Here is a 22,155-nt window from a genome sequence, read left to right as displayed (position 1 = left end):
CCCGGCTTTTAGCTGTCCTTTGTCGTCGCCGAAGGCCGGTGGTATTCGGGCCAAAGACGTTTCACGAGATCACGCGATGCGCCATACGCATGGCAGCTGTCGATTTTGAGCGGCTTTCCGTCGCTGTCGCGCGCCTCGAGCGATGACGGACGCATGCCGACCATCGTCTGATAGGCCGTCGTGGCCATCGGGCCGAGCAACTCCTTCAGGTGCGTGCACGTATCGCAGGACGGCAGGCGCTTGCGAACCTCGCTGTTCCAGCCGGCACCGATGTTCAGCCCGACGAGTGCCTGCAGCGAGTCGCCGCCGCCCGGACACTGCGCATACGGATGCGACCGGAGGAATGTGGATACGGCGCGGACGACCATGTCGGCGTCGAAGACCAGCGTTACGCCGAGGTCGTGGATCGGCGACAGCGCAGCAACCGTCCGCGTGCCGCCCGGCGGGGTGAAATCGAAGGTCTTGCGGTCCGCGAGGCAGGCCGTCACTTCGAACTGGCCGTCGCTGCGCCGATAGCCGCGCATGTCGATCTGCCGGTGGTGAATCTCCTCGCGCGTGATGTCGTCGTGCGGGGTGTCGTGGGGGGGAACCATGTATCTGCTCCGTTTCGTACAACCGGTTCTTTTTGCAGGCAAGCGGGATGTCGCCGGCTCGGCGGGGGCGCGGCGAAACGGGCCGAGGTACGCTGCCGACGATATCGATCCGGCCATACTACGCACTTTCCGGCATCTTCGTACGCCACGGGATCGATGCGGACACAACGAGTCGTGCATGGGCACCGATGCAATCGAAGGAGGAACCGCATGTCGCGGCACTTATGCAGATCCATTGCCGGGCGCTTCACATTGGCGTGATCGGCGCTTCGCACGCCGCCGCCGCCCGGGATCCCGAATCGCTGCCGAGGCCCGCGACGTACCGGTGCGGCACCATCGCGTTCGACGTCCCGGGCGGGACACCACGCGTGGAGCGTCGATCTGTGCCGCCGCCGGTGCGATCGCAGTGCGCAAGATGGCCCCGATTTTCGCTGTAGAGGGTGAACGACGTGACTTCCGGAAACGTATCCATATAATGCGCAACACGACCGCACGGATGCATTTTCGTTGCCCCGAATCGGGCCAATGCAGACCGGCGAGTCAACCGGCCGTCGCGCGTACCGGTATACTTCCACTCCTGCCTTGTCCGGCATCGAGGCCGGGTGCCTGAAAACAGAGTGGCGTGCGCGATGCGGCCCCGTAGTGTTCCGCATCGGCGGCAGACGGGTCGCCCGCATGGCGGCGAAGCTTTTACGCCGCGCGGCATGGCCGCACGAACCACACCTTATATTCCTGGTGGATTGAATTTATGGGTTTTGAACAACTTGCCGAATTGCGGGCGCAGCTCGCAGCGAAGGCCAAGCAGGAGCGCAACGCGAAGCGGCCGGCAGCGCCGGCGGACACCGGCGCGAAGCCGAAGTCCGGCGACCAGCCGCAGCGTGGCGCCAAGCCGGCTGCGGCCGGCGGCAAAGCACCGCATCGCGCGAAGCCTGCTTCGGCGAAACCGTCCGCGCCGGTCGATCCGGTCATCGTTGCGATCGGCAAACTGCAACGTAAGTTTCCGCTTGCGTTCCCGAAGAATCCGGCCCCCAAAGTGCCGCTCAAGGTCGGCATCTGGGACGACCTCGCGCGCGAAGCACAGGCCGTCGGGCTCAATGAAGCCGAACTGCGCGACGCGATGTCGACGTGGTGCCGCGGCAACCGCTACTGGTCGTGCCTCGTCGAAGACGCGGTGCGGGTCGATCTGCAGGGCAACGAAGCTGGGCGCGTCACGCATGACGACGCAGCGCGGGCGCGCCGCCTGAAGGCTCGTCGCCCCGGCAACAAGGGCGCGGGGCAATCAGCCAAGGGCGCGCAGCAGCAGCCGAAGGCCGAGCAGCAGGCCGAGGCCGCCGCCGAGCCGCAACCGGCAAACGTGGAAGCGCAAGCCGACGCCGCGCCGCAGGTCGAGCAGCAAACGGCCGGAAACGCGTAACCCGTACCGCGCCGCTGCATACCGCACGGCGCGGATCCGCATGCACATCGCCTGCGGTGAATGCACGACAGACTGACCTGCCTCGACCGAGGCAGGTCAGGACTGCTCCCAACGGCGCTCGACGTGCCGTGCCCTGAGCTATCCCGCCTCGAACAAGCCACGCGATCTGACGAAGCACGTGCGTCGATCGGCGCTGCATGCGCGATGTTTCGACATGGTCGTTTCCGCGTGGACGGTACGCATATCCCGAGTGTATCGATGCTTCATTCAATTAATTCGTTTTCCTAAAATAGAGTAAGGCCAGGTGCCCTGGATTGGCGTGTGGAGGTTCGCGTCCGGCCGTCGTGACATGATGACGCGCGATAATCCCGACGGGGTCGTCGGGTCGCGTGCAAGCTGGCCGGTGCGATGCAGCTTGCATTTCGAAAGGAACGGAAAGCCAACTGCGACACGACCCGAAGCCACGGCCAGCGTCTTTCAACATCAATTCAAACCGGATCATGCACTCGAGACATTCCGCGATTCTCGTCGCGCTCACTGCGGCCGCGCTGTTCGGCGCCGCGACACCGCTCGCCAAGGCGCTGATCGGCGCGATGTCGCCGTTCATGGTCGCCGGCCTGTTCTATCTCGGCAGCGGCGTCGGGCTCGGTATCGGGATCCTGCTTCTCCGCCTGCACAATCGTCATGCACCGGCCGCGGACGCCGCGCCGCTGCAGCGCGCCGACCTGCCGTGGCTGGCCGGCGCGATTGCGGCGGGCGGGGTGGCCGGCCCGGCCTTGCTGATGCTCGGGCTGTCGAGCACGCCCGCGGCGACGAGCGCGTTGCTGCTCAATCTCGAAGGCGTGCTGACGGCCGTCATCGCGTGGGTCGTGTTTCGCGAGAACGTGGATTCGCAGGTGTTCCTCGGGATGGTCGCGATCGTCGCAGGCGGCACGCTGCTGTCGTGGACGCCGGGCCGGGCCGGCGTGCCGGTCGGCGCGTTGCTGATCGTCGGCGCATGTCTGTGCTGGGCGGTCGACAACAACCTGACCCGCAAGGTCGCCGCGAACGACGCGATGGTCATCGCGTGCGTGAAGGGGCTGATCGCCGGGCCCGTGAACATCGGCATCGCGCTGGCGACCGGCGCGACGCTGCCGGCCATCCCGGTCACGGCGGCCGCGATGCTGACGGGGCTCGGCGGCTACGGGATCAGCCTTGTGCTGTTCGTCGTCGCGCTGCGCCATCTCGGCAGCGCGCGCACGGGCGCGTATTTCTCGATCGCGCCGTTGTTCGGCGTCCTGCTGTCGCTGCTGATCTGGCCCGCGCTGCCGCCCGCGACGTTCTGGATCGCTGCGGCGCTGATGGCACTCGGCATCTGGCTGCATGTTCGCGAACGGCATGAACACACGCATGCGCACGAGCGGCTCGAGCACACGCACCGGCATCGGCACGACGAACATCACCAGCATGCGCACGATTTTGCGTACGACGGCAACGAGCCGCATTCGCATCCGCACGTGCACCTGCCGATCACGCACAGCCATGCGCATTTTCCGGACATTCACCACCGGCATCGGCATTGACCGCGCTGTGAACAGCAGACGATACGGTTCGCAAGGTAACCGTCTATGGGGTGTGCGCCGCATCGCGCGCACATCGGTTTGCAGCGCAGGCCGATCGCGGCAGCAACAGCGGGTGCGGGCCTGGTCTTCGGTCTGGATCAACCGGATCAGCGAATCGTCCGGATCGATCCGTGCGCCGACCGTGCCGCCCCAGGCTTCGCGTGTCGGCCGGTGAGCGCGTGGCCAGCTGGTCGCCTGCTCCGGAATGCCGGCTGCGAGCACGTCGTCGAAGAATGTGCCGACGTTCGCGAGCCGAAAGCAGCAACTGAACCAGCTCGTTGCCGGATCGAGTTCGCGGTGCGGAAAGAATTCCAGCAACAGGTCGCCGCGCTTGAGGATCATCCAGCCGTCGTCGCGCCAGGTTTCAGCGAACCCCAGTTTCTTGTAGAAGCGGGATGTGACTTCGAAATCGCGTGACGGCAGGTTGGGGCTCGCAATATCGGTCAACGCGGGTTCTCCGGTTGGAGATGCGATGGATCGAACGGGCAGCTCGGATCGCCGCCGCGACTATCGCGCGTGAGGAAAGCAGACGCCGAAATCCTCGCAACCCGGACACCCGGGGGCCGGGCCCGGCGGTACATCGAGCGCGGCGGCCACTTCCTGTGCGAGGAATTTCTTCCAGCGCAGGTGAGCGACGTTGCGCGCGGCCAGCGCGGGGAAATAGCGATCGAGCATCGCGAATACCGCGTCACGCCCGTCGAGCCCGAGATCGCGCCACAGATGATCGGGGCGCAGGCAGGCGTGCGCGATGATCGACGCGAGACAGCCGGCGTCGTCACGGCTGGCGGCCGGGTTTGCGTCGTCCATCAGCCGCGCGTGCAGCGTCGCGACGAATGCCGCGTGAGTGACGGGCAGCAGTGTCATCGCGGCCGTCGGCACGAGTGCGGCGACCTCGGCCGCAGGCAGGCGCGGAAACTGCCGCGCCAGCAGGCCGGCCAACTGCGGATGAGACAGGCCGAGCAGCGCGAGCTCGTCGCGGCGCGCGCGTGCCACGACGAGCGCACCGAACAGGCGTGCGTCGGGCGTATCGGCGCTGGCCGCTGCGGACAGCAGCGACTGCAGCGCCCGTTGTCGAGCGTGATCGAGTTCGGCTGTCATCGCGTGCATCGGCCCGACAGCCGCACGGCGCGATCCGCGGGGATGCGCCGTGCCAGACGGATCGCCATCGCGATCGTCACGCGTTCACTCGACGCCGACGATCACGCTCGATGCCTTGAAGATCGCGGACGCAGCCGTGCCGCTCGTGAGGCCGAGGCGATCGACGCTGTCGTTGGTGACGATCGCGACGATCTCGGCGCCGCCCGCTGCCTTGATCACGACTTCCGAATTGACCGCGCCTTTCGCGACCGACGATACGGTGCCCGCGACGCAGTTGCGAGCCGACACCTTGCTGCTGTCGACGTCGACCATCACGATGACCGACGACGCCTTCACGAGCGCGAATGCCTTCGAGCCGGCCGCGAGGCCCAGCGAAGCCGCGCTGCCATGGGTGATCACGGCGACGATGTCGAGGCCGTCCTGCGTGCGAAGCGTGATTTCGTCGTTGACGGCACCGGTCTTGACGGCGCTGACCTGGCCGGCGAAATGGTTGCGGGCGCTGGTTCGCATGATGGATCTCCGAGTGGATGCCGCTGCCGGTTCGGCAGCGGAAGATGAATGGAAATGCATCAGCAAGTTTACCGTCAACGCGGGTGTCCGTCGCCGTCGCGATGCTATGGCGCGAATCAGGAAAACCCGCCACCACCGGGCGTTTCGGCGGGCATGCGTTATGTGCTGAAGGTGATAACGCTGCTGCGATTACTTGTTGGATGCAGGTGTTGCGGCAGGCTGGGTATCCGATGCGGTAGCGGTGCCGTCCGATTCCCACCCGCCGCCGAGCGCGAGAAAGAGCCGCACCTGGTCGGCCGCGACCTGGCCTTCGGCCGCCGAGACCTGCGCCTGCACGCTCGTCAGCGTGCGCGTCGCGTCGAGATCGGAGATGAACGACTCGCGGCCGGCCAGATAGAGGCGATGCGTTTCGTCGGCGGAATTGCGTGCCGATTCATAGGCGGTACGCAGCGCTTCCGTGCGTTGCACGTCGGCCGCGTAGGTCGCGAGACTCGACTGCGTTTCGCGCAGCGCGTTCAGCACGACGCCGTCGAAGTGTGCGAGCGCGCCGCCCGTCGCGGCTTCGGCTTCGCGCACGCGCGCACGCTGGCCGTTGACGGGGAACGACCAGCTGATCAGCGGGCCGAACGACCAGCGATTCGTCGTGGACGAGAACAGGTCGGCGGCGACACCGACCGAGCCGGCCGACGCGCCGATGCTGATCGACGGGTACAGCGCGGCGGTCGCCACGCCGATGCGCGCGGTCGCGGCGGCGAGCTGCCGCTCGGCCGCGCGTACGTCGGGGCGGCGGCGCAGCAGCGCGGCGCCGTCGCCGATCGGAATCGGCTGGCGCAGCTTCGGCAGGCGCTCGCATTCGGCGACGGCCTTCGGCAGGTCGGCGGGCGAACGCGCGAGCAGCGCGGCGAGCTGGTATTGCGCGACCTTGCGGCGGCCTTCGAAGCGCGGGATATCGGCGGCGAGCGTGCGCACCTGCGTCACGCCGCGCGTCACGTCGGTCTGGTTGCCGCGGCCGGCATCGCGCAGCCGCTGCGACAGCGCGACGCGCTGCTTCTGCAACGCGAGCGACTGCTTCGCGACGGCCAGCTCGTCGCCGGCCGAACAGGATTCGACGTACGCGCGCACGACGTCGGCGACGACCGTGATGCGCGCCAGGTCGCCGGCGGCCCGGACGGCCTCGCTGTCCGCGCGCGCGGCTTCGACGCCGCGTCGCAGCTTGCCGAACAAATCGATCTCGTACGACACGTTGATGCCGACCGTGCCTTCGTTGACGACCGGCAGCTTGTTCTCGAGCAGGTATTGTTCGGCCGATTCCTGGGCGCGCTGCACGGCGGCTTCCGCGCCGCCCGAGAAGCCGCCTTGCTGGCTCGCGACTTCCAGCGCCGCGCGCGAGCGCGCGAGGTTGGCCGCGGCAACGCGCAGGTCGGTGTTCGACTTCAGCGCATCGCGCACGAGCCCGTTGAGCACAGGGTCGTCGTAGAGCTGCCACCAGTTGCCGGGCACGGCGTCGCGCGACACGAGCGTGCCGTTCGCATCGTCGAGCGCATGGTTCGCGAGCGGCGCATTCACGTACGCCTGCTGCGGCAGCGTGTAATCGGGGCCGACGGACTTGCACGCGCCGAGTGCGAGCGCAAGCGGCGCGAGCGTCGCCGCGAGGCGCAGACCGTGCCGTTTCATTGCGATGCTCCTGCCGCGCTGGCGGCCATGCCGGAAGCCGCCGATACCGGCGTGACGACCGATACCGGCGTGACAGCCGATGCCGCGCTGGCGGTTGCCGCCGACGCGCCGGCCGCCGGCTGCGCCTTGTCGTTGCGGCGCGTGTCGGCTTCGCGCATCGAGACGGTCGCAGTACGGCCCGCGATCATCCGGAAATCCTCCGGCACCTCGTCGAGCACGACGCGCACCGGCACGCGCTGCGCGAGCCGCACCCAGCTGAATGCCGGGTTCACGTTCGGCAGCAGGTTCGCGCCCTGCGTGCGGTCGCGATCCTCGATCGCGGCGACGATGCTCTGCACGTGGCCGCGCAACGCACGCGGCTCGCCCATCACGATGATGTCGACGGGCTGGCCGATGTGGATGCCGCGCAGCTTGGTTTCCTCGAAGTAACCATCGACGCGGAACGAATTGCGATCGACGACCGACAGCACCGCACGGCCGGCCGGCACGTATTCGCCGACGCGCGGTGCGCGGTCGTTCAGGTAGCCGTCTACGGGACTGACGATCGTCGTGCGCTGCAGGTTCAGCTTCGCGGTGTCGAGCGACACCTGCGCATCGGCGACGGCGGCTTCGCCCTGTTCGACGCGCGTGCGGCTTTCCTCGACCTGCTCGCTCGCGACCAGGTTGCCGAGCTGCAGGTTGCGGGCGTACTCGCGCTTCGCCTGCGCGAGCGTCGCGCGGCGCTGCGCGAGCGTGGCTTCGGCGAGCCGTTCCGCGAGCGTGTAGCGGGCCTGGTCGATCACGAACAGCACCTGGCCGCGCTTGACCTCCTGGTTGTCGGCGACCTGCACCGACGTGATGAGGCCCGCCACGTCCGGCGCGACCTGGATCACGTCGGCGCGCACATGACCGTCGCGGGTCCACGGCGAGAACATGTAGTAGTTGACGATGCGCCACAGCACGACGGCAGCCACGACGACGACGATCAGGGTGAGCAGGATTTGCCCTGCCGAGAGCCAGGTTTTTTTCACGTTAGGTAGCCACGAGATGGTGGGAAACGATCACGACGGCGGCAAACACGAACACGTAGATGCCGAGGTCGAAGATCGAACGGTGCCAGACGAGGCGGTAGAAGCCGATGCGCTCGAGCACGGCGCGCACGACGATGTTGATCAGGTAGGCGATCAGCATCAGCACGAGCGGGGCCGGCACGAATACGCCGAAGATGTCGATTTCGCCGATCATGGTCGCAGTCGGAAAGACGAATGGGAAAGCGGGATCATGCGCGTGCTCCGTCCGATGCCTGCGGCGGCTGTCCCGCCGCGGCCGGATACAACGACAGGCGCAGGCCGACGAGTGCGTGCAGCGTGTCGCGCAGCCGACGATGCGTGGCGGGCGTGGCGGGCGTGGCCGGCGCAGCGGGTGCCGTGCCGTCTTCCGCCGGCGCGGCGCCCGGCAGGTTGCGGCCCGCGACGCGTTGCAGTGCATCGTCGATCGTCGCAAGCAGCGCGGGCGGCGCCGGCTGGCGCGCGTTCGCGGCGGCGCAGCGTTCGTAGTGATCGGTGACGCCGGCCAGCACGCGGTCGATCGCATCGGGCATGTCACCCGACAGCTTGCGCCGCGCGCGGCGCAGGTCGAGCGCGTTCAGTGCGATGCGCAGGTCGCGGAAGCTCTCGATCGACGGATGACGATGGTCGTCGGATGCGCCCAGGCGCGGCAGCAGATGCGTGACGCGGTCGAGCATGCGCGACGCGTGGTTGCGCTGGTCGTCGAGCGGTTGCGTCGACGCGGAGCGCGCGACATCTTCCCAGCCCGAGCGCAGCAGGCGCCGCACCGCGAGTTCCGCGCCGAACGGCCGCGTCGCACGCGTCCACACATAGGCGAACAGCAGCCCGGCGACGCCCGCGAGGTTGCTGTTCAGGAACACGAAGAAATCGGCGTCGTACGCACCCTGGATGCTGATGAAGGTAGCCGTGTTCACGGCGACGAGCATCGTCACCATGTTGAACTGCGGGCGCGGCAGCAGCGTGCCGATCAGGATGAACGGGCCCGCGAACATCACCACGAGCATCGCGAAATCGTGCACGTGCGGCAGCACGACGAACAGGTACAGGCCCGCGAACACGACGCTTGCGGTCGTCGCGAGGAAGAACTTGAACACCAGTGGCGCCGGCTCGTCGAGCGCGGCGAAGAAGCTGCACGACACGGCCACGAGCGTGACGGCCGCGGCGCCGTCGTGCCACCCGGACGCGATCCACAGCCAGCTCGCGAACACGATCGCGGCGACGACGGTCAGCGTCGAGAACAGCATCATCCCGCGATCGAAGAAGCGCTCGGTGCCGCCGAGCCGCCAGTGCCGGTAGCGCGGCTGCCAGACGCCCGCTTCGTTGCCGATCAGCGCGCGCAGCGAGCGGCAGTCCTGCCAGATGTCGATGACCTGGCGCAGCCGCCACAGCGCGTTCGACAGCAGTGCGCCGTCCCAGCTCGCCAGCGCGTCGTCGGCCGGCTGCAGCGCGGCGATGCGTTCGCGCAAGCGTTGCGCGACCGGGTCGTCGGTCATGTCGCCGTCGGTGCCGGCCTTGACGGCCGGCAACGGCGCGTCGAACCATTTCGCGGCATCGGCGAGCAGCTCGTCGAGCCCGGCCGGCCGGACATGCAGGTCGCGCATCAGTGCGATCAACGGATCGGCAAGCGACGACATCAGCGGCAGGAACAGCTGCATCCGGCCCGCGAGCGCCTGTGCGCGTGCGAGGATGCGCGGATGTGCGTGGTCGTAGCTCAGCTGGCTCAGCAGGAATTCGAGGCCCGTGATGGTCGCCGCGAGGCGTTGCCGGCACGCGGACAGCGCCTTGCCGGCGATGTGCCCGGACAGCGTCTCGCGGCCGTAGAGCGCGGCGTCCTTGAACCACGCATCGGTGCGTTCGATCAGCGTCGGTGCGAGCCGGTTCGGGAAGATCGCGCTGCCGACCACGCTCGCGCACACGATGCCGAGCACGATCTCCTCGGTACGCGCGATCGCGACGTCGAACACGGTGGACGGATCGGTCACGGTCGGCAGCGCGACGAGCGGCATCGTGTAGCCGGCGAGCATGAACACGTAGCTGCGCGCGGTGCGGTCGGAGATCGCGAGGTAGAGCAGGGTGCCGCACCAGGTGGCGACGATGATCGCGAACAGCAGCGGCGTCTCGACGAACGGCGGCACGAAGAAGATCGCGGCAGCCGCGCCGAGCGCGGTACCCAGCGCGCGATACAGCGCCTTCGAGCGCGTCGCGCCGACGAACGGGTTCGACACGATGTAGACACTCGCCATCGCCCAGTACGGGCGCGGCAACTGGAAATACAGGCCGAGGTACAGCGCCAGCATCGACGCGGCGAACGTCTTGCCCGAGAACAGCCAGTCGCGAAGGCTCGGATAGGTCATGACGTGGTGTTGCCGGTGGGGGACGTGCGTGCGGCGGGCGTGTGCGACTCGGACGCATTGAAGGCGTCGAGCACGCGCAGCGTCGCTTCGAGATCGGCGCGGGTGACACCCTTGAGCACCTGCGCACGCAGCGCGCGCAGGTCTTCGTCCATCTTCGCGGTGACCGCGCGGCCGGCCGCCGTCAGCGAGATCGTCTTCGCGCGGCGGTCGTGCGGATCCTCGTCGCGGCGCGCGAGGCCGGCCGCGCACAGCTGGTCGAGCAGGCGCACGAGCGACGGCCCTTCGATGCCGACGTGTTCGGCGAGCGTGCCCTGCCGCACGCCTTCGCCGAGGCGCCCGGCGATCAGCAGCGGCGTCGCGCAGGCTTCGGACACGTTGTACGCGTTCAGCACGCCGTCACTGGTGCGGCGCCACTTGCGCGCGGACAGCACCAGCAGGCTGCTGACGGCGAGGCGGAGGTCGTGCAGATTGGTCATGGGCGAGATGATAGGGGCAAAATAATTCGATAGCAAACTATCGTTTTTGTCACCCACATGACACGTCGCTCGCGGCGCGGCCGGCCCGTCTGATGCAATTTAGGCGGCGTGTCGGGGATGGTCAAGCTGTAAGGTTGCCGGCCCGGTCGTGCACGTGGCGGCCGCGATCGAATGGTCAGATGAAAGGTGTCCGGCAGGGCGGCTCGGCAGGTCAGGCAGATTCGAAGCAGGGGTTCGGGAAATCCGGCTTCGCGAAACGGCGCACTGCGTGCATATTGGGGCCGTTGCAAGCATCCCGGAGATTCCGCACGTGTCCACCTCATCCTCGCAGCCCTCCGCTCCGCCGTCGCTCGACGCGTGGCTCGGCAAGACCGAAACGCTCGGCGACGACATCACCGCGTTCCCGCTGAACGCGTTGGCCGCCACGCTCGACCGCCCGTCGCCCGGCGAAGTCGTACCGCCGATGTGGCACTGGCTCTATTTCCTGCCCGTCGCGCCGCTGGCCGAAGTCGGCCCCGACGGCCACCCGAAGCGAGGCGGCTTCCTGCCGCCCGTGCCGCTGCCGCGCCGCATGTGGGCCGGCGGCCGCCTGACGTTCCATGCGCCGCTGCGCACGGGGCGGCGCGCGACGCGCGAATCGACGATCGCGAACCTCGAGGACAAGACGGGCCGCAGCGGCCGGCTCGTATTCGTGACGGTGCAGCACCGGATCGAGTGCGATGGCGTGCTGTGTGTCGAGGAGGAGCACGACATCGTCTATCGCGATGCACCGCAGCCGGGCGCCCCCGCGCCGAAGCCGGTCGCGGCGCCGGCGGGCGAGACGTGGTCGCGCACGGTCACGGCCGACGCCGTGATGCTGTTCCGCTATTCGGCGCTGACCTTCAACGGTCACCGCATCCACTACGACCGCAGCTACGTGACGCAGGAGGAGGGCTATCCGGGGCTCGTCGTGCACGGCCCGCTGATCGCGACGCTGCTCGTCGATCTCGTGCATCGCGAACGGCCCGATGCGACGCTCGCGAGCTTCGCGTTTCGCGCGGTGCGCCCGACGTTCGACGGCGAGCCGTTCACGCTGTGCGGCAAGCCGTCGGATGACGGCCGGACGATCGAGCTGTGGGCGAAGGATCGCGACGGCTGGCTGACGATGCAGGCGACCGCGACCCTGGCGTGACGGGCGCCGTTCCGTTCGTCCGCGATGCGGCAAGATGCGTACGCGGATGGCCGTCACCGCACGCTGTCGCCGCCCGGGCTGGCACTCGGGCGGGCCCCGACGTTCGTCGGCAAACCCCTGTAAGCTGCGAGCAGGTCGCGTGCCGCCCTGCCGAACGGTGCCGCGCGCGGCCGGCCCATCCACCTTCCACGCATCGCATCAGGAGCAAGTATCTTGGCCACCTACATTGTGTTTACACGTGAAAGCATGCAGGACCAGCAGGAATTCGACCTCTACCAGAGCAAGGTCGGCGCGACGCTCGCCGGGCATCCGGTGAAGGTGCTCGCGGCCTACGGACCGCAGGAAACGCTCGAAGGCGAGGGCCCGGAAGGCGTCGTGATCGTGGAATTCCCGTCGAAGGAAGCCGCGCATGCGTGGTATCACGGCCCCGAATACCAGACCGTCGTGCAGCACCGGTTCAAGGGTGCGCGCTATCGCGCGGTGCTGGTCGAAGGCGTCTGAACGACCCGCATCGGACGCCCGGCCTGCCGATGAATACACCGATCTCCGTCGCTGCGCCTGTTCGCCCGCCGATGGGCCGCGCCGCGACCGTGCTGCTCGCGATCAGCGTGGTGCTTTATCTGGTCGCCATGTTCACCGCGCCGTTCCGCACCGGTGCGCCCGCTCCGCATCCATGGGCCGACGGCTGGCAGGTGCTGCTGACGGGCTGGATGGGCGTGCTCGGCGGCATCTACGCATGGCTCGCGAATCCGCTGGTGTTTGCCGCCTGGCTTCTGACCGCGAAGCGCTACCGCGCCCAGGCGGTCGTGCTGGCCGTACTGGCGTTGCTGTTCGGGATGAGCTTCCTGTCGCAGCACCAGATCGCCGTCAACGAAGCGGGGGATGTCGAACCCGTGCATCTCGATGCGATCGGCTACTGGTGCTGGCTCGCGAGCTTTGGCGCGGCGGCGGTCGGCGCGGCGTTGTTGCCCGGGCGGACGAAAACGCGCTGATTGATTGCGGATGGTTCGATGCGGACGGCGTCAGAGGTGAAACCAACCGCCGGCATTGCAACCATTCGCAGCATCGGCACGTGACGCGACATGGCGTCATGCGTGCCGATGCTGCGAAGGCGCGCTGCCGCGCCTTCAACCTTCACCCTTTATCCGATGTGTGTCTGTAACGCACGCACCCAGTACGACACCGCCACCGCACCGCCGTCCGGCGTGCCGATCGCACGTTCGCCGAGATAGCTCGCGCGTCCGGCGCGCGGCGTCATGCGTGCGGTTTCCTGCGCGCCGTGCTCGGCGGCTTCGACCGCGGCCGCCCATGCGCCCGCGGGATCGCGATCGTTGTCGAGTGCACGCTCGAATGCCGCGACGGCCGGCACCAGCGCATCGAGCATCGTCCGGTCGCCGGCGTGCGCGCCACCCAGTTCGCTGATCGAATCCACCGCGCCGCGGAATGCCGCGGCCCAGTCGCGCGCCGACGGTTCGGCGCTCTCGGCCAGCCGGCGCGACGCGCGCAGCAATGCGGTCGCATAGAACGGTCCCGAGCTGCCGGCGATCGCGCGGCGCAACGCGGCGCCGAGCGCCGCGAGCGTGTCGGCCGGCGTGCCGTACGCGGTTTCCGGCAGTGCGAGGATCGCCTGCGCGGCGCGCAGCATGCTTGCGCCGAGGTCGCCGTCGCCGGCCGCCGCATCGAGATCCGTCAGCGTCTGCTCGTGATCGATCAGCGTTTGCGCGACTGCGTGCAGCGCCGGTTGCAGGCGCGCGGCCCACGCGCGGCCGGCCGCATCGAGCGGCGGCACCGGCGCTTCCGGCGAAGCGGCCGCGGCCACGCGGATCTGCGTATTCACGGCGCCGCCGCCCGGCCATGCGCGCGCCTGCGTCGGCGCGTCGAGCAGCACCGCGCGTTCGTCGTTCAGCCGCAGCATCGAGATCGAGCAGCCGGGCATGTTCAGCGCCGACAGGAACGTGCCGGCCCACGCGCGCGCGACGACGATGCCGCGCCGGTGCAGGTTGTCGTGCGCGGCGCGCAGCACGATCGCGAGTTCCATGTCCGGCGTTGCGCCGAGGCCGTTGACGAACAGCGCGACGCGTTCGCCGCGGTCGAGCACGAGATCGGCGACGATGCTCGACAGCAGCGTGTCGACCAGCGCGTCGGCCGGCAGCGGCGCGCGGCGTTCGACGCCTTTCTCGCCGTGGATGCCGAGGCCGAGCTCGATCTCGTGATCGGCGAGGCTGAAGCCCGACTTGTCGGCGCCGGGGATCGTGCAGCCGTCGAGCGCGACGCCCATCGTGCCGAGTTCAGCCGCCGCGTCGCGCGCGATGGCTGCGACGCGGGCGAGCGGCAGCCCGCGCGCGGCGGCCGCGCCGGCGAGCTTGTGGATCAGCACGGTGCCGGCGATCCCGCGCCGCTGGCCGCGCTCGACGCGGCCGCGCAGCGAAACGTCGTCGGCAACGATGACGGTCTCGACCGGAATGCCTTCGGCCCGTGCGAGTTCGGCGGCAAGCCCGAAATTGAGCCGGTCGCCCGTGTAGTTCTTCACGATCAGAAGCGCGCCGTTCGGGCCGGCGCTTGCGCGGATCGCGGCGAGCACGGCGTCGGTGGACGGCGACGTGAACACTTCGCCGCAGACGGCCGCGCTCAGCATCCCTTCGCCGACATAGCCGCCGTGCGCAGGCTCGTGACCGCTGCCGCCGCCGGAGAGGATGGCGACGGGGCGCTGCGCGGGCTCGGGCAGCGGCTGGCGGACGAGCACGTGCTCGTCGCCGAGGATCGCGACATGCGGCGACTGCCGCGCGATGCCTTCCAGCATTTCTCGCACGACATCGGACGGGCGGTTGACAAGCTTTTTCATGGCGACGGGTTCCGGACGGGTGAACGAGGCTCGGCCGGGCCTGCACGGGCGCCGGACGGCCTTTCGTGTTGCGGAGGATCGTGCGGGCGCGCGGTCGCCGGGGGCACGCGGTCAGGTAACGGACGACCGGATGCGGGAGGGAAACGCGGCGCACGCTTCGCGCCACGATACATCAGGTTCGGACGTTGCGGCACGGAACGGGGCGCGATCGCGCCGGAGCGGGGCGGCGGCGCGCCCCCATACGCGGCTACTTCATCGCCGCGATCTCCTTCGCGCGAATCAGCCGCGCGCGCAGCACGTTGCGGCTGATGCCGAGCAGCCGTGCGGCCTGGATCTGGTTGCGGTGGCTGAATTCGAACGCGACACGCATCACGGTGTCCTCGATGCGTTCGAACAGGTTGCCGTGATCCTCGTCGAACAGCTCGCGCAGCGCGCGCTCGAACGCGGCCTGCGCGCCGGCGGCCGGGGTCGGTTCCGGCTCTGCCGTGCGCGCGGCGGCTGTCGGCACGCAAGGCGGCGCGATGTGCAGGTCGGCCTCCTGCAGCGCGTCGTGGCGGCTCACGAGCAGCGCGTGATGGATCACGTTTTCGAGTTCGCGGATATTGCCGGGCCAGCCGTGTGCCTCGAGCCGGCGCTCGGCGCGCGGGTCGATGCTGCGCGGCCCGTAGCCGAGGCGGCTCCGGTAGTCGTCGAAGAAGTGGCGCGCGAGCGGCAGGATGTCGCCCGGGCGCTCGCGCAGCGTCGGCACCGCGAGCTGCACGACGTTGAGCCGGTAGAACAGGTCGCCGCGAAACTGGCCGTTCGCGACGGCCTGCTGCAGGTTCACGTTGGTCGCGGCAACCACGCGCACGTCGATCGGCCTGCCCGTGCGCGAACCGAGCCGCACGACCTCGCGCTCCTGCAGCACGCGCAGCAGCTTGACCTGCATCGACAGCGGCAAGTCGCCGATCTCGTCGAGAAACAGCGTGCCGCCGTTCGCGGCTTCGAACCAGCCGGGTTTGGTACTGAACGCGCCCGTAAACGCGCCTTTTTCGTGGCCGAACAGTTCGCTCTCGACGAGCGATTCGGAGAACGCGCCGCAGTTCACCGCGATGAACGGCCCGTTGCTGCGGCGGCTGAGGCCGTGCACGTGTCGCGCGATCAGTTCCTTGCCGGTGCCGGTCTCGCCGACGATCAGCACGTTCGCGTCGCTCGGCGCGACCAGGCGAATCCGTTCGAGCAGTGCGACCGAGCGCGGATCGACGAACACCAGCGCCGGCGCGCGAACCGGTGCGTGGCGTTCGGGCAGCGCGAGCACGGGCGCCACGTGTTCCGCCGTGTGCAGCCTGGCCGGGTCGCGGGGTGAGGTGACGACGTGCAGATTGAGCGGGCGCGGTGATGCGGAAATGGGCGTCATGACGGTGAACCGGAGGATGGCCGAACGAAGCGGACCCGTGCCGACGGGCGGCGTGGTCCGACTGCTGCGTGGTCAGCAGAGTGTTCAATGTTTTGCCGCACGCGGAAAGCATCGATTTCTGATAACCAAAGCGCCATTGCTGCGGAACCTGCAACGGTGCGGAAGCGCGGCGGTGCCGGGTCGTCGTGGCGTCGAATTCGACGCGATCACGTGTCGCGTGTTGCTGCCTGATCAGCAGCGCGCAAGCACGACCGCTTCACCCGGTTCATCACGCGGAGGAATATCGATGTGAGCGATGTGCGGGAACGCTTGCCACTGCAGGGAATGAGGGCGAGCGCCCTCTGCGGCGGGCCATGACGAAGAACTTCGCGATGCAGACGATCGTTATGTGACGCAGCCGCGCCGATGGCACGCTCCTTGCTGACCCGAACCGGTATCGCCGCATCGATCCGCGGCTCTACAACGGGAACGCATCGGATGAGCAACACCCTCAACGTGGTCGCGATATCGGGCGGCCTGCAACGGCCGTCGCGCACGCTGGCGCTGACCGACGCGATCGTCGCGGCGATCGGCGCCGCGCTGCCGATCGACACGCGGCTGATCGAACTCAGCGAGATCGGCGGCCGGCTGGCCGGCGCGCTGTCGCGCGCGCAGGTGCCGGCCGACCTCGATGCGCAGATCCGCGCGATCGAGACGGCCGATGTGCTCGTCGTCGCGAGCCCGGTGTATCGCGCGTCGTACACGGGCCTCTTCAAGCACCTGTTCGACCTCGTGCATCACGAAGCGCTGATCGACGTGCCCGTGCTGCTCGCGGCCACCGGCGGCAGCGAGCGTCATGCGCTCGTGATCGACCATCAGCTCCGCCCGCTGTTCAGCTTCTTCCAGGCCCGCACGCTGCCGATCGGCGTGTACGCGACCGAAAGCGATTTCGACCAGTACCGGATCACGAGCCCGGCGCTGCGCGCACGCATCGCGCTCGCCGTGGATCGCGCGGTGCCGCAGCTGCGCCCGCATGCGCTTTCCGTCGTGGCGGCGTAGGCCGCCTGCGTTTTCTCTCTCGACCAGGACACATTCATGAGCCATACCGATCCCTCCGCCGACGGCGTCAAGTTCGCCTACTGGGTGCCGAACGTCAGCGGCGGCCTCGTCGTCAGCACGATCGAACCGCGCACCGACTGGAGCCTCGAATACAACCAGCAGCTCGCGCGCACGGCCGAGGCGGCCGGCTTCGAGTACGCGCTGAGCCAGATCCGTTTCACGGCCGGCTACGGCGCCGAATACCAGCACGAGTCGGTGTCGTTCAGCCAGGCGCTGCTGCATGCGACGACGAAGCTCAAGGTGCTCGCCGCGATCCTGCCGGGGCCGTGGCATCCGGCCGTGGTCGCGAAGCAGCTCGCGACGATCGACCACATCTCGAACGGGCGCATCGCGATCAACGTCGTGAGCGGCTGGTTCAAGGGCGAATTCACCGCGATCGGCGAGCCGTGGCTCGAACACGACGAACGCTATCGGCGCTCGAAGGAATTCATCCAGGCGCTGAAGGGCATCTGGACGCAGGACAACTTCACGTTCAAGGGTGACTTCTACCGCTTCAACGACTACACGCTGAGCCCGAAGCCGGTGCAGAAGCCGCATCCGGAGATCTTCCAGGGCGGCAGCTCGCGCGCGGCGCGCGACAACGCGGCAAGCGTGTCGGACTGGTACTTCACGAACGGCAATACGCCGGAGAACCTGAAGGCGCAGATCGACGACATCCGCGCGAAGGCGGCCGCGAACGATCATCGCGTGCGCATCGGCGTCAACGCGTTCGTGATCGCGCGCGATACCGAGGAAGAGGCGAAGGCCGTGCTCGACGACATCATCCGGCACGCGCACGTCGAGGCCGTGCATGCGTTCGGCGATGCGGTGAAGCAGGCGGGCAGCGCGTCGCCGGAGGGCGAAGGCAACTGGGCGAAGTCGACGTTCGAGGATCTCGTGCAGTACAACGACGGCTTCCGCACGAACCTGATCGGCACGCCACAGCAGATCGCCGAGCGGATCGTCGCGCTGAAGGCGATCGGCGTCGACCTCGTGCTCACGGGGTTCCTGCATTTCATCGAGGAAGTCGAGTACTTCGGCAAGCGCGTGCTGCCGCTCGTGCGCGAACTCGAGGCGCAGCGGCACGCGGTGGCCGCGTGATGCGGGGGTCGGTGCGCGGCGGGCGCTCACGCGTGCTGCGCGCAGGCGGATTGAAGGGGCGACACCGACGGCTCTCGCGGTTCAGCCGGGTTTGACGTTTCGGATATCGAAACAGGAGGCTGGCGGTTGCTTCACGACGCCGCCGGCGGTTCATGAGCTTTGCCGGAATTGACATGTCGACGGAAATCATCGAAGAAAACGTACAACCGCAAGCGGGCGCCACGCCCGTTCCCGTCATCGCTTCGGATGCCGAGGCACTCGACGTCGCGCACCAGGTCGCGGAACGACTCGCCGAGCACGCCGCGTTGCGTGACCGCGAGCGGAGACTGCCGTTCGACGAGATCGAGCTGTTCTCGTCGAGTGGCCTGTGGGGCATCACCGTGCCGCGCGAGTACGGCGGCGCGGAGGTGTCGAACGTGACGCTCGCGGAAGTGATCGCGATCGTGTCGCAGGCGGACCCGTCGGTTGGGCAGATCCCGCAGAACCACTATTGCCTGATCGAGGATATCCGCCTCGAAGGCAGCGATGCGCAGAAGCGCTTCTTCTTCGATCTCGTGCTGAGGGGAGCACGTTATGGGAATGCGTTCTCCGAAGCGGGCGGCAAGAACGTGCTCGATATCCAGACGCGCGTGCATCGCGACGGTGACGCGTTCGTGCTGAACGGCCGCAAGTTCTATTCGACCGGCACGCTGTTCGCGCACTGGATTCCGGTGCTCGCGCTCGACGAGTCGGAGCAGGCTGTGCTCGCATTCGTGCGGCAGGGCGCGCCGGGGCTGACTGTCGTGGACGACTGGAGCGGCTTCGGGCAGCGCACGACCGCGAGCGGCACGGTGATCGTCGAGAACGTGCGCGTGAGCCCGTTCGAGATCTTCCACACGCAGCGTTCGTACGATCGTCCGACTTTCGCGGGCCCGTTCGCGCAGATCACGACCGCCGCGATCGACCTCGGCATCGCGCGCGCCGCGCTGCAGGACACGATCGCGTTCGTGCAGCAGCATGCGCGGCCGTGGATCGACAGCGGTGTCGAACGCGCGAGCGAGGATCCGCTGACGGTCGCGCAGATCGGCGACATCGCGTACCGCGTGCACGCGGCCGAGGCGCTGCTCGCACGCTCGGGGCGCTTCGTCGACGCGGCGAAACGCGAGCCGAGCGAGGAAACGGTCGCGCAGGCCGCGATCGCGGTGGGCGAGGCGAAGATCGCGACGACCGAGGTGTCGCTGCTTGCCGCAAGCAAGCTGTTCGAGCTTGGCGGCAGCAAGTCGACGCTCGCGAAATACAACTTCGACCGCCACTGGCGCAACGCACGCGTGCATACGCTGCACGACCCGGTGCGCTGGAAGTATCACGCGATCGGCAACTACTACCTCAACGGCGTGAAGCCCGCGCGCCATTCCTGGAATTGACCGGCTCGCGCCGGCGTATTCAACGCAACGAAACACGGGCCAGGAACGCGGGTGGCCGCACCGGCACCCGCCACCGCCGCGTATTTGGCCCACGCGTCGCCGCTTCATTCCTGACGAGGTAAATCGATGAGTCATCCAGCAAGCTCCGCGCAGGCGCTGCCTGTGCAACATGCCGCGCCGCAGGCGGGCGGCCTGCGGCGCAACTACCTGAGCCTGCCCGAGCTGATCGCGCAGTCGATCGGCCTCGTCGGCGTGTCGGGCGGGATCGGCGTGCTGATCCCCGCCGTCTTCGCGACCGCCGGAAACGGCACGTGGCTGGCGTACCTGTTCGCGATCGTCGCACTGCTGTTCGCGTCGTGGAGCATCTCGGTGTTCGCGCGCGATTCGGCGTCGCCGGGGGCGCTGTATGCGTACGTGTCGGCCGGCATCGGGCCGGTCTGGGGCGCGATCTGCGGCTGGTCGTTGCTGATTGCCTATGCGGTGGCCGCCGCGGGCATCCTGCAAGGGACGATCAACACGTTTCTCGTGCTGGGCCGCGAAACCGGGCTGCTCGGCGGCGCGACGCCGCTCGGCGCGGTACTCGGGCTCACGGTCGTCACCGCGTTCGCCGCGTGGTACATCGCGTTTCGCGACATCCGGCTGTCCACGCGCTTTACGCTGTTCGTCGAGCTTGCGACGCTGCTGCTGATTGCCGTCGTCGTGATCGGGACGATCGCGTTCGGCGGGCATCCGGTCGATCGCGCGCAACTGACGCTGGAAGGCGTGAAGCCGACGCAACTGCAGCTCGGGATGGTGCTCGCATTCTTCAGCTTCACGGGGTTCGAGAGTGCGACCGTGCTCGGTGCGGAAGCGCGCGACCCGTTCCGCGCGATTCCGCGCGCGGTGCTGATCAGCGTCGTCGGGCCGGCGATCCTGTTCGTGATCGGCGCATACGGGATGGTGAGCGCGTTCCACGGGCAGACGCCGCCGCTCGATCAGGTCGACGGCCCGCTCGCAGTGCTCGCGCATCGGCTGGGGGCTGGTTGGGTCGGCGTGCTGATCGACGCAGGCGTGGCGTTGAGTTTCTTCGCGGCGTTCTTCTCATCGATCAATGCGGCGGCGCGGATCGTCTATACGTTCGGGCGGCAGGGCGTGCTGCATGCGTCGACGGGTCAAGCGCACGAGCGGAATGCGACGCCGCATGTCGCGGTGGCGCTGATCGCGGTGCTGGCACTGGCCACGGCGCTGGTGTTCACCGCGCGCGGTACCGCGTTGCTCGATTCGTATGGCTATCTCAGTTCGATCGCGACGTATGGCTGGCTGCTCGCGTACGTGCTGGTGGCGATCGGCGCGCCGCTGTATCTGCGCCGCCAGCGCCGGCTGCGCGCGCGGCACGTGGCGATCAGCGTCGTCGCGGTCGTGCTGCTCGCGATTCCGCTGGCCGGCAGCGTGTATCCGGTGCCGGCGGGCGTCTATGCGTGGCTGCCTTATGTGTTCGTCGCGCTGCTGGCGATCGGACTCGGGTGGTTCCTGGTGCTGCGCGTCCGGTTTCCGGAACGGTTGCGCGAGCTGGAGGCCGAGCTGCTGACGAAGTAACCGGGTTGCGCCGGAGGCGGGTTCCCGGCGTTGCGGCCGGCCGGCGACGTCGCCGGCCGGCCGCTTCCGTTTCAGTTCAGGGGCGCGCTCGCGGCCGTCACGCCACGCCGGCCAGCCTCGACGCATCGACCACCATCTGCACGCCGAGTCCACCAAGAATGAGCCCCATTGCCCAGCGCTGTGCGAGCAGCAGCATCGGGCGCCCGTGCAGGAACTTCGCGATGCTGCTCGAGCAGATCGCCACCAGCCCGTTCGCGGACGCGAACGCGACGATCAGCAGCGAACCGAGAAACAGCGATTGCCCGAGCACGCTGCCGCTCCGGTAGTCGATGAACTGCGGCAGCAACGAAATGAACAGCATCGCGAGCTTCGGGTTCAGCACGCTGGTCGTCGCGCCCATCGCCAGCAGCCGAAGCGGCCGCTCGCTGGGCAACGCCTGCACCTCGAACGGCGAGCGGCCGCCGGGCCTGACGGCCTGCCACGCGAGATACAGCAGGTACGCCGCCCCGACCACGGCCAGCCCGCTGCCCGCATACGGCACGCTCATGAACAGTGTCGTGATGCCGAACGCCGCGCCGAACATGTAAAACAGGTAGCCGATCATCACGCCACCGAGTGAAATGAGCCCCGCGGTGCGTCCCTGCGCGATCGAGCGCGACATCACGTAGACCATGTTCGGCCCGGGCGTGACCGCGAGCATGCCGCCGATGACGAGAAATCCGTAGAGCGATCCGGACGTATGCATGTCTGATGATTCCTGCAACGAGTGAGGGCTGACGGGATTCATTGTCCGACCGTGGAGTGGAACAGTAAAACGGGATAAA

Annotated in this window: 21 protein-coding genes and 1 pseudogene; 9 read left to right on the top strand and 13 right to left on the bottom strand. The window is 68.3% G+C overall.

What is annotated here, in order from left to right; all coding sequences use genetic code 11:
* Positions 1-8: 8 nt before the first annotated feature.
* A complete protein-coding gene (locus tag BDI24065_RS11635) occupies positions 9-593 on the bottom strand; it encodes a DUF2889 domain-containing protein (RefSeq protein WP_175031369.1) in 585 nt (194 codons plus the stop codon).
* A 247-nt stretch (positions 594-840) separates the two neighbouring features.
* A complete protein-coding gene (locus BDI24065_RS11630) occupies positions 841-1,065 on the bottom strand; it encodes a hypothetical protein (protein ID WP_175031368.1) in 225 nt (74 codons plus the stop codon).
* 276 nt (positions 1,066-1,341) lie between these two features.
* On the opposite strand from BDI24065_RS11630, the gene BDI24065_RS11625 reads away from it, so the two are divergent.
* Positions 1,342-2,007, top strand: a complete 666-nt coding sequence (locus BDI24065_RS11625; protein WP_175031367.1) for a ProQ/FinO family protein — start codon at positions 1,342-1,344, stop codon at positions 2,005-2,007.
* A gap of 500 nt (positions 2,008-2,507) precedes the next feature.
* On the top strand, positions 2,508-3,569 hold the full coding sequence (locus tag BDI24065_RS11620; protein ID WP_175031366.1) for a DMT family transporter: 1,062 nt from the start codon (positions 2,508-2,510) through the stop codon (positions 3,567-3,569).
* Positions 3,570-3,692: 123 nt separating this feature from the next.
* Here the strand turns inward: BDI24065_RS11620 and BDI24065_RS11615 are convergent.
* From BDI24065_RS11615 to BDI24065_RS11580, 8 genes and pseudogenes are all read right to left on the bottom strand, one after another.
* Positions 3,693-4,055 (bottom strand): annotated as a pseudogene (locus BDI24065_RS11615) (bleomycin resistance protein); the annotation flags it as partial.
* Positions 4,056-4,115: 60 nt separating this feature from the next.
* Positions 4,116-4,706, bottom strand: coding sequence for a nitrogen fixation protein NifQ (locus BDI24065_RS11610; RefSeq protein WP_175031365.1), 591 nt, complete (start codon positions 4,704-4,706; stop codon positions 4,116-4,118).
* Positions 4,707-4,790: 84 nt separating this feature from the next.
* The gene (locus BDI24065_RS11605; RefSeq protein WP_175031364.1) at positions 4,791-5,216 is read right to left on the bottom strand and encodes a TOBE domain-containing protein; all 426 of its coding nucleotides are present in this window, start codon (positions 5,214-5,216) and stop codon (positions 4,791-4,793) included.
* 189 nt (positions 5,217-5,405) lie between these two features.
* Positions 5,406-6,890 carry an efflux transporter outer membrane subunit gene (locus tag BDI24065_RS11600; protein ID WP_175031363.1) on the bottom strand — a complete coding sequence of 495 codons (1,485 nt, stop codon included), beginning with the start codon at positions 6,888-6,890 and terminating at the stop codon, positions 5,406-5,408.
* Entirely contained in the window at positions 6,887-7,900 is a 1,014-nt protein-coding gene (locus tag BDI24065_RS11595) for an efflux RND transporter periplasmic adaptor subunit (protein ID WP_175031362.1), read from the bottom strand. Before BDI24065_RS11595 ends, BDI24065_RS11600 begins: the two co-directional genes overlap by 4 nt.
* Before the next feature lies 1 nt (position 7,901).
* Positions 7,902-8,114, bottom strand: coding sequence for a DUF1656 domain-containing protein (locus tag BDI24065_RS11590; RefSeq protein ID WP_175031361.1), 213 nt, complete (start codon positions 8,112-8,114; stop codon positions 7,902-7,904).
* A 34-nt stretch (positions 8,115-8,148) separates the two neighbouring features.
* Complete coding sequence (locus BDI24065_RS11585) at positions 8,149-10,290, bottom strand: FUSC family protein (protein WP_175031360.1); 2,142 nt, start codon at positions 10,288-10,290, stop codon at positions 8,149-8,151.
* Positions 10,287-10,766: a MarR family winged helix-turn-helix transcriptional regulator gene (locus tag BDI24065_RS11580; protein ID WP_175031359.1), complete on the bottom strand. Its 480-nt coding sequence runs from the start codon at positions 10,764-10,766 to the stop codon at positions 10,287-10,289. The genes BDI24065_RS11585 and BDI24065_RS11580 overlap by 4 nt, the downstream gene beginning before the upstream one ends.
* 310 nt (positions 10,767-11,076) lie before the next feature.
* Here BDI24065_RS11580 and BDI24065_RS11575 point away from each other — a divergent pair, with 310 nt between their 5' ends.
* From BDI24065_RS11575 to BDI24065_RS11565, 3 genes are all read left to right on the top strand, one after another.
* Positions 11,077-11,937 (top strand): FAS1-like dehydratase domain-containing protein, encoded by an 861-nt coding sequence (locus BDI24065_RS11575; protein ID WP_175031358.1) that lies wholly within the window; start codon positions 11,077-11,079, stop codon positions 11,935-11,937.
* Positions 11,938-12,150: 213 nt separating this feature from the next.
* Complete coding sequence (locus BDI24065_RS11570) at positions 12,151-12,438, top strand: DUF1330 domain-containing protein (RefSeq protein WP_175031357.1); 288 nt, start codon at positions 12,151-12,153, stop codon at positions 12,436-12,438.
* Positions 12,439-12,467: 29 nt separating this feature from the next.
* Positions 12,468-12,929 (top strand): hypothetical protein, encoded by a 462-nt coding sequence (locus BDI24065_RS11565; protein WP_175031356.1) that lies wholly within the window; start codon positions 12,468-12,470, stop codon positions 12,927-12,929.
* A gap of 149 nt (positions 12,930-13,078) precedes the next feature.
* Here BDI24065_RS11565 and BDI24065_RS11560 read toward each other — a convergent pair whose 3' ends face one another.
* Entirely contained in the window at positions 13,079-14,779 is a 1,701-nt protein-coding gene (locus BDI24065_RS11560; protein WP_175031355.1) for a dihydroxyacetone kinase family protein, read from the bottom strand.
* Positions 14,780-15,026: 247 nt separating this feature from the next.
* Positions 15,027-16,175 carry a sigma-54 interaction domain-containing protein gene (locus BDI24065_RS11555; RefSeq protein ID WP_175031354.1) on the bottom strand — a complete coding sequence of 383 codons (1,149 nt, stop codon included), beginning with the start codon at positions 16,173-16,175 and terminating at the stop codon, positions 15,027-15,029.
* Between the two features lie 477 nt (positions 16,176-16,652).
* On the opposite strand from BDI24065_RS11555, the gene msuE reads away from it, so the two are divergent.
* From msuE to BDI24065_RS11535, 4 genes are all read left to right on the top strand, one after another.
* The gene (msuE, locus tag BDI24065_RS11550) at positions 16,653-17,213 is read left to right on the top strand and encodes an FMN reductase (RefSeq protein ID WP_175031353.1); all 561 of its coding nucleotides are present in this window, start codon (positions 16,653-16,655) and stop codon (positions 17,211-17,213) included.
* Between the two features lie 36 nt (positions 17,214-17,249).
* The gene (gene sfnG, locus BDI24065_RS11545; RefSeq protein WP_175031352.1) at positions 17,250-18,353 is read left to right on the top strand and encodes a dimethylsulfone monooxygenase SfnG; all 1,104 of its coding nucleotides are present in this window, start codon (positions 17,250-17,252) and stop codon (positions 18,351-18,353) included.
* 173 nt (positions 18,354-18,526) lie between these two features.
* On the top strand, positions 18,527-19,756 hold the full coding sequence (locus BDI24065_RS11540; RefSeq protein WP_175031351.1) for an SfnB family sulfur acquisition oxidoreductase: 1,230 nt from the start codon (positions 18,527-18,529) through the stop codon (positions 19,754-19,756).
* Positions 19,757-19,882: 126 nt separating this feature from the next.
* Positions 19,883-21,331, top strand: a complete 1,449-nt coding sequence (locus BDI24065_RS11535; RefSeq protein ID WP_175031350.1) for an APC family permease — start codon at positions 19,883-19,885, stop codon at positions 21,329-21,331.
* Positions 21,332-21,428: 97 nt separating this feature from the next.
* On the opposite strand, the gene BDI24065_RS11530 is transcribed toward BDI24065_RS11535, so the two are convergent.
* Positions 21,429-22,076, bottom strand: coding sequence for a LysE family translocator (locus BDI24065_RS11530; RefSeq protein WP_175031349.1), 648 nt, complete (start codon positions 22,074-22,076; stop codon positions 21,429-21,431).
* Positions 22,077-22,155: the final 79 nt, after the last annotated feature.

It is taken from the genome of Burkholderia lata, assembly GCF_902499025.1.
Taxonomy (GTDB): Bacteria; Pseudomonadota; Gammaproteobacteria; order Burkholderiales; family Burkholderiaceae; genus Burkholderia; species Burkholderia lata_C.
The sequence above is the reverse complement of the archived record's forward strand: the minus strand, read 5'-3'. Positions and strand labels throughout refer to the sequence as shown.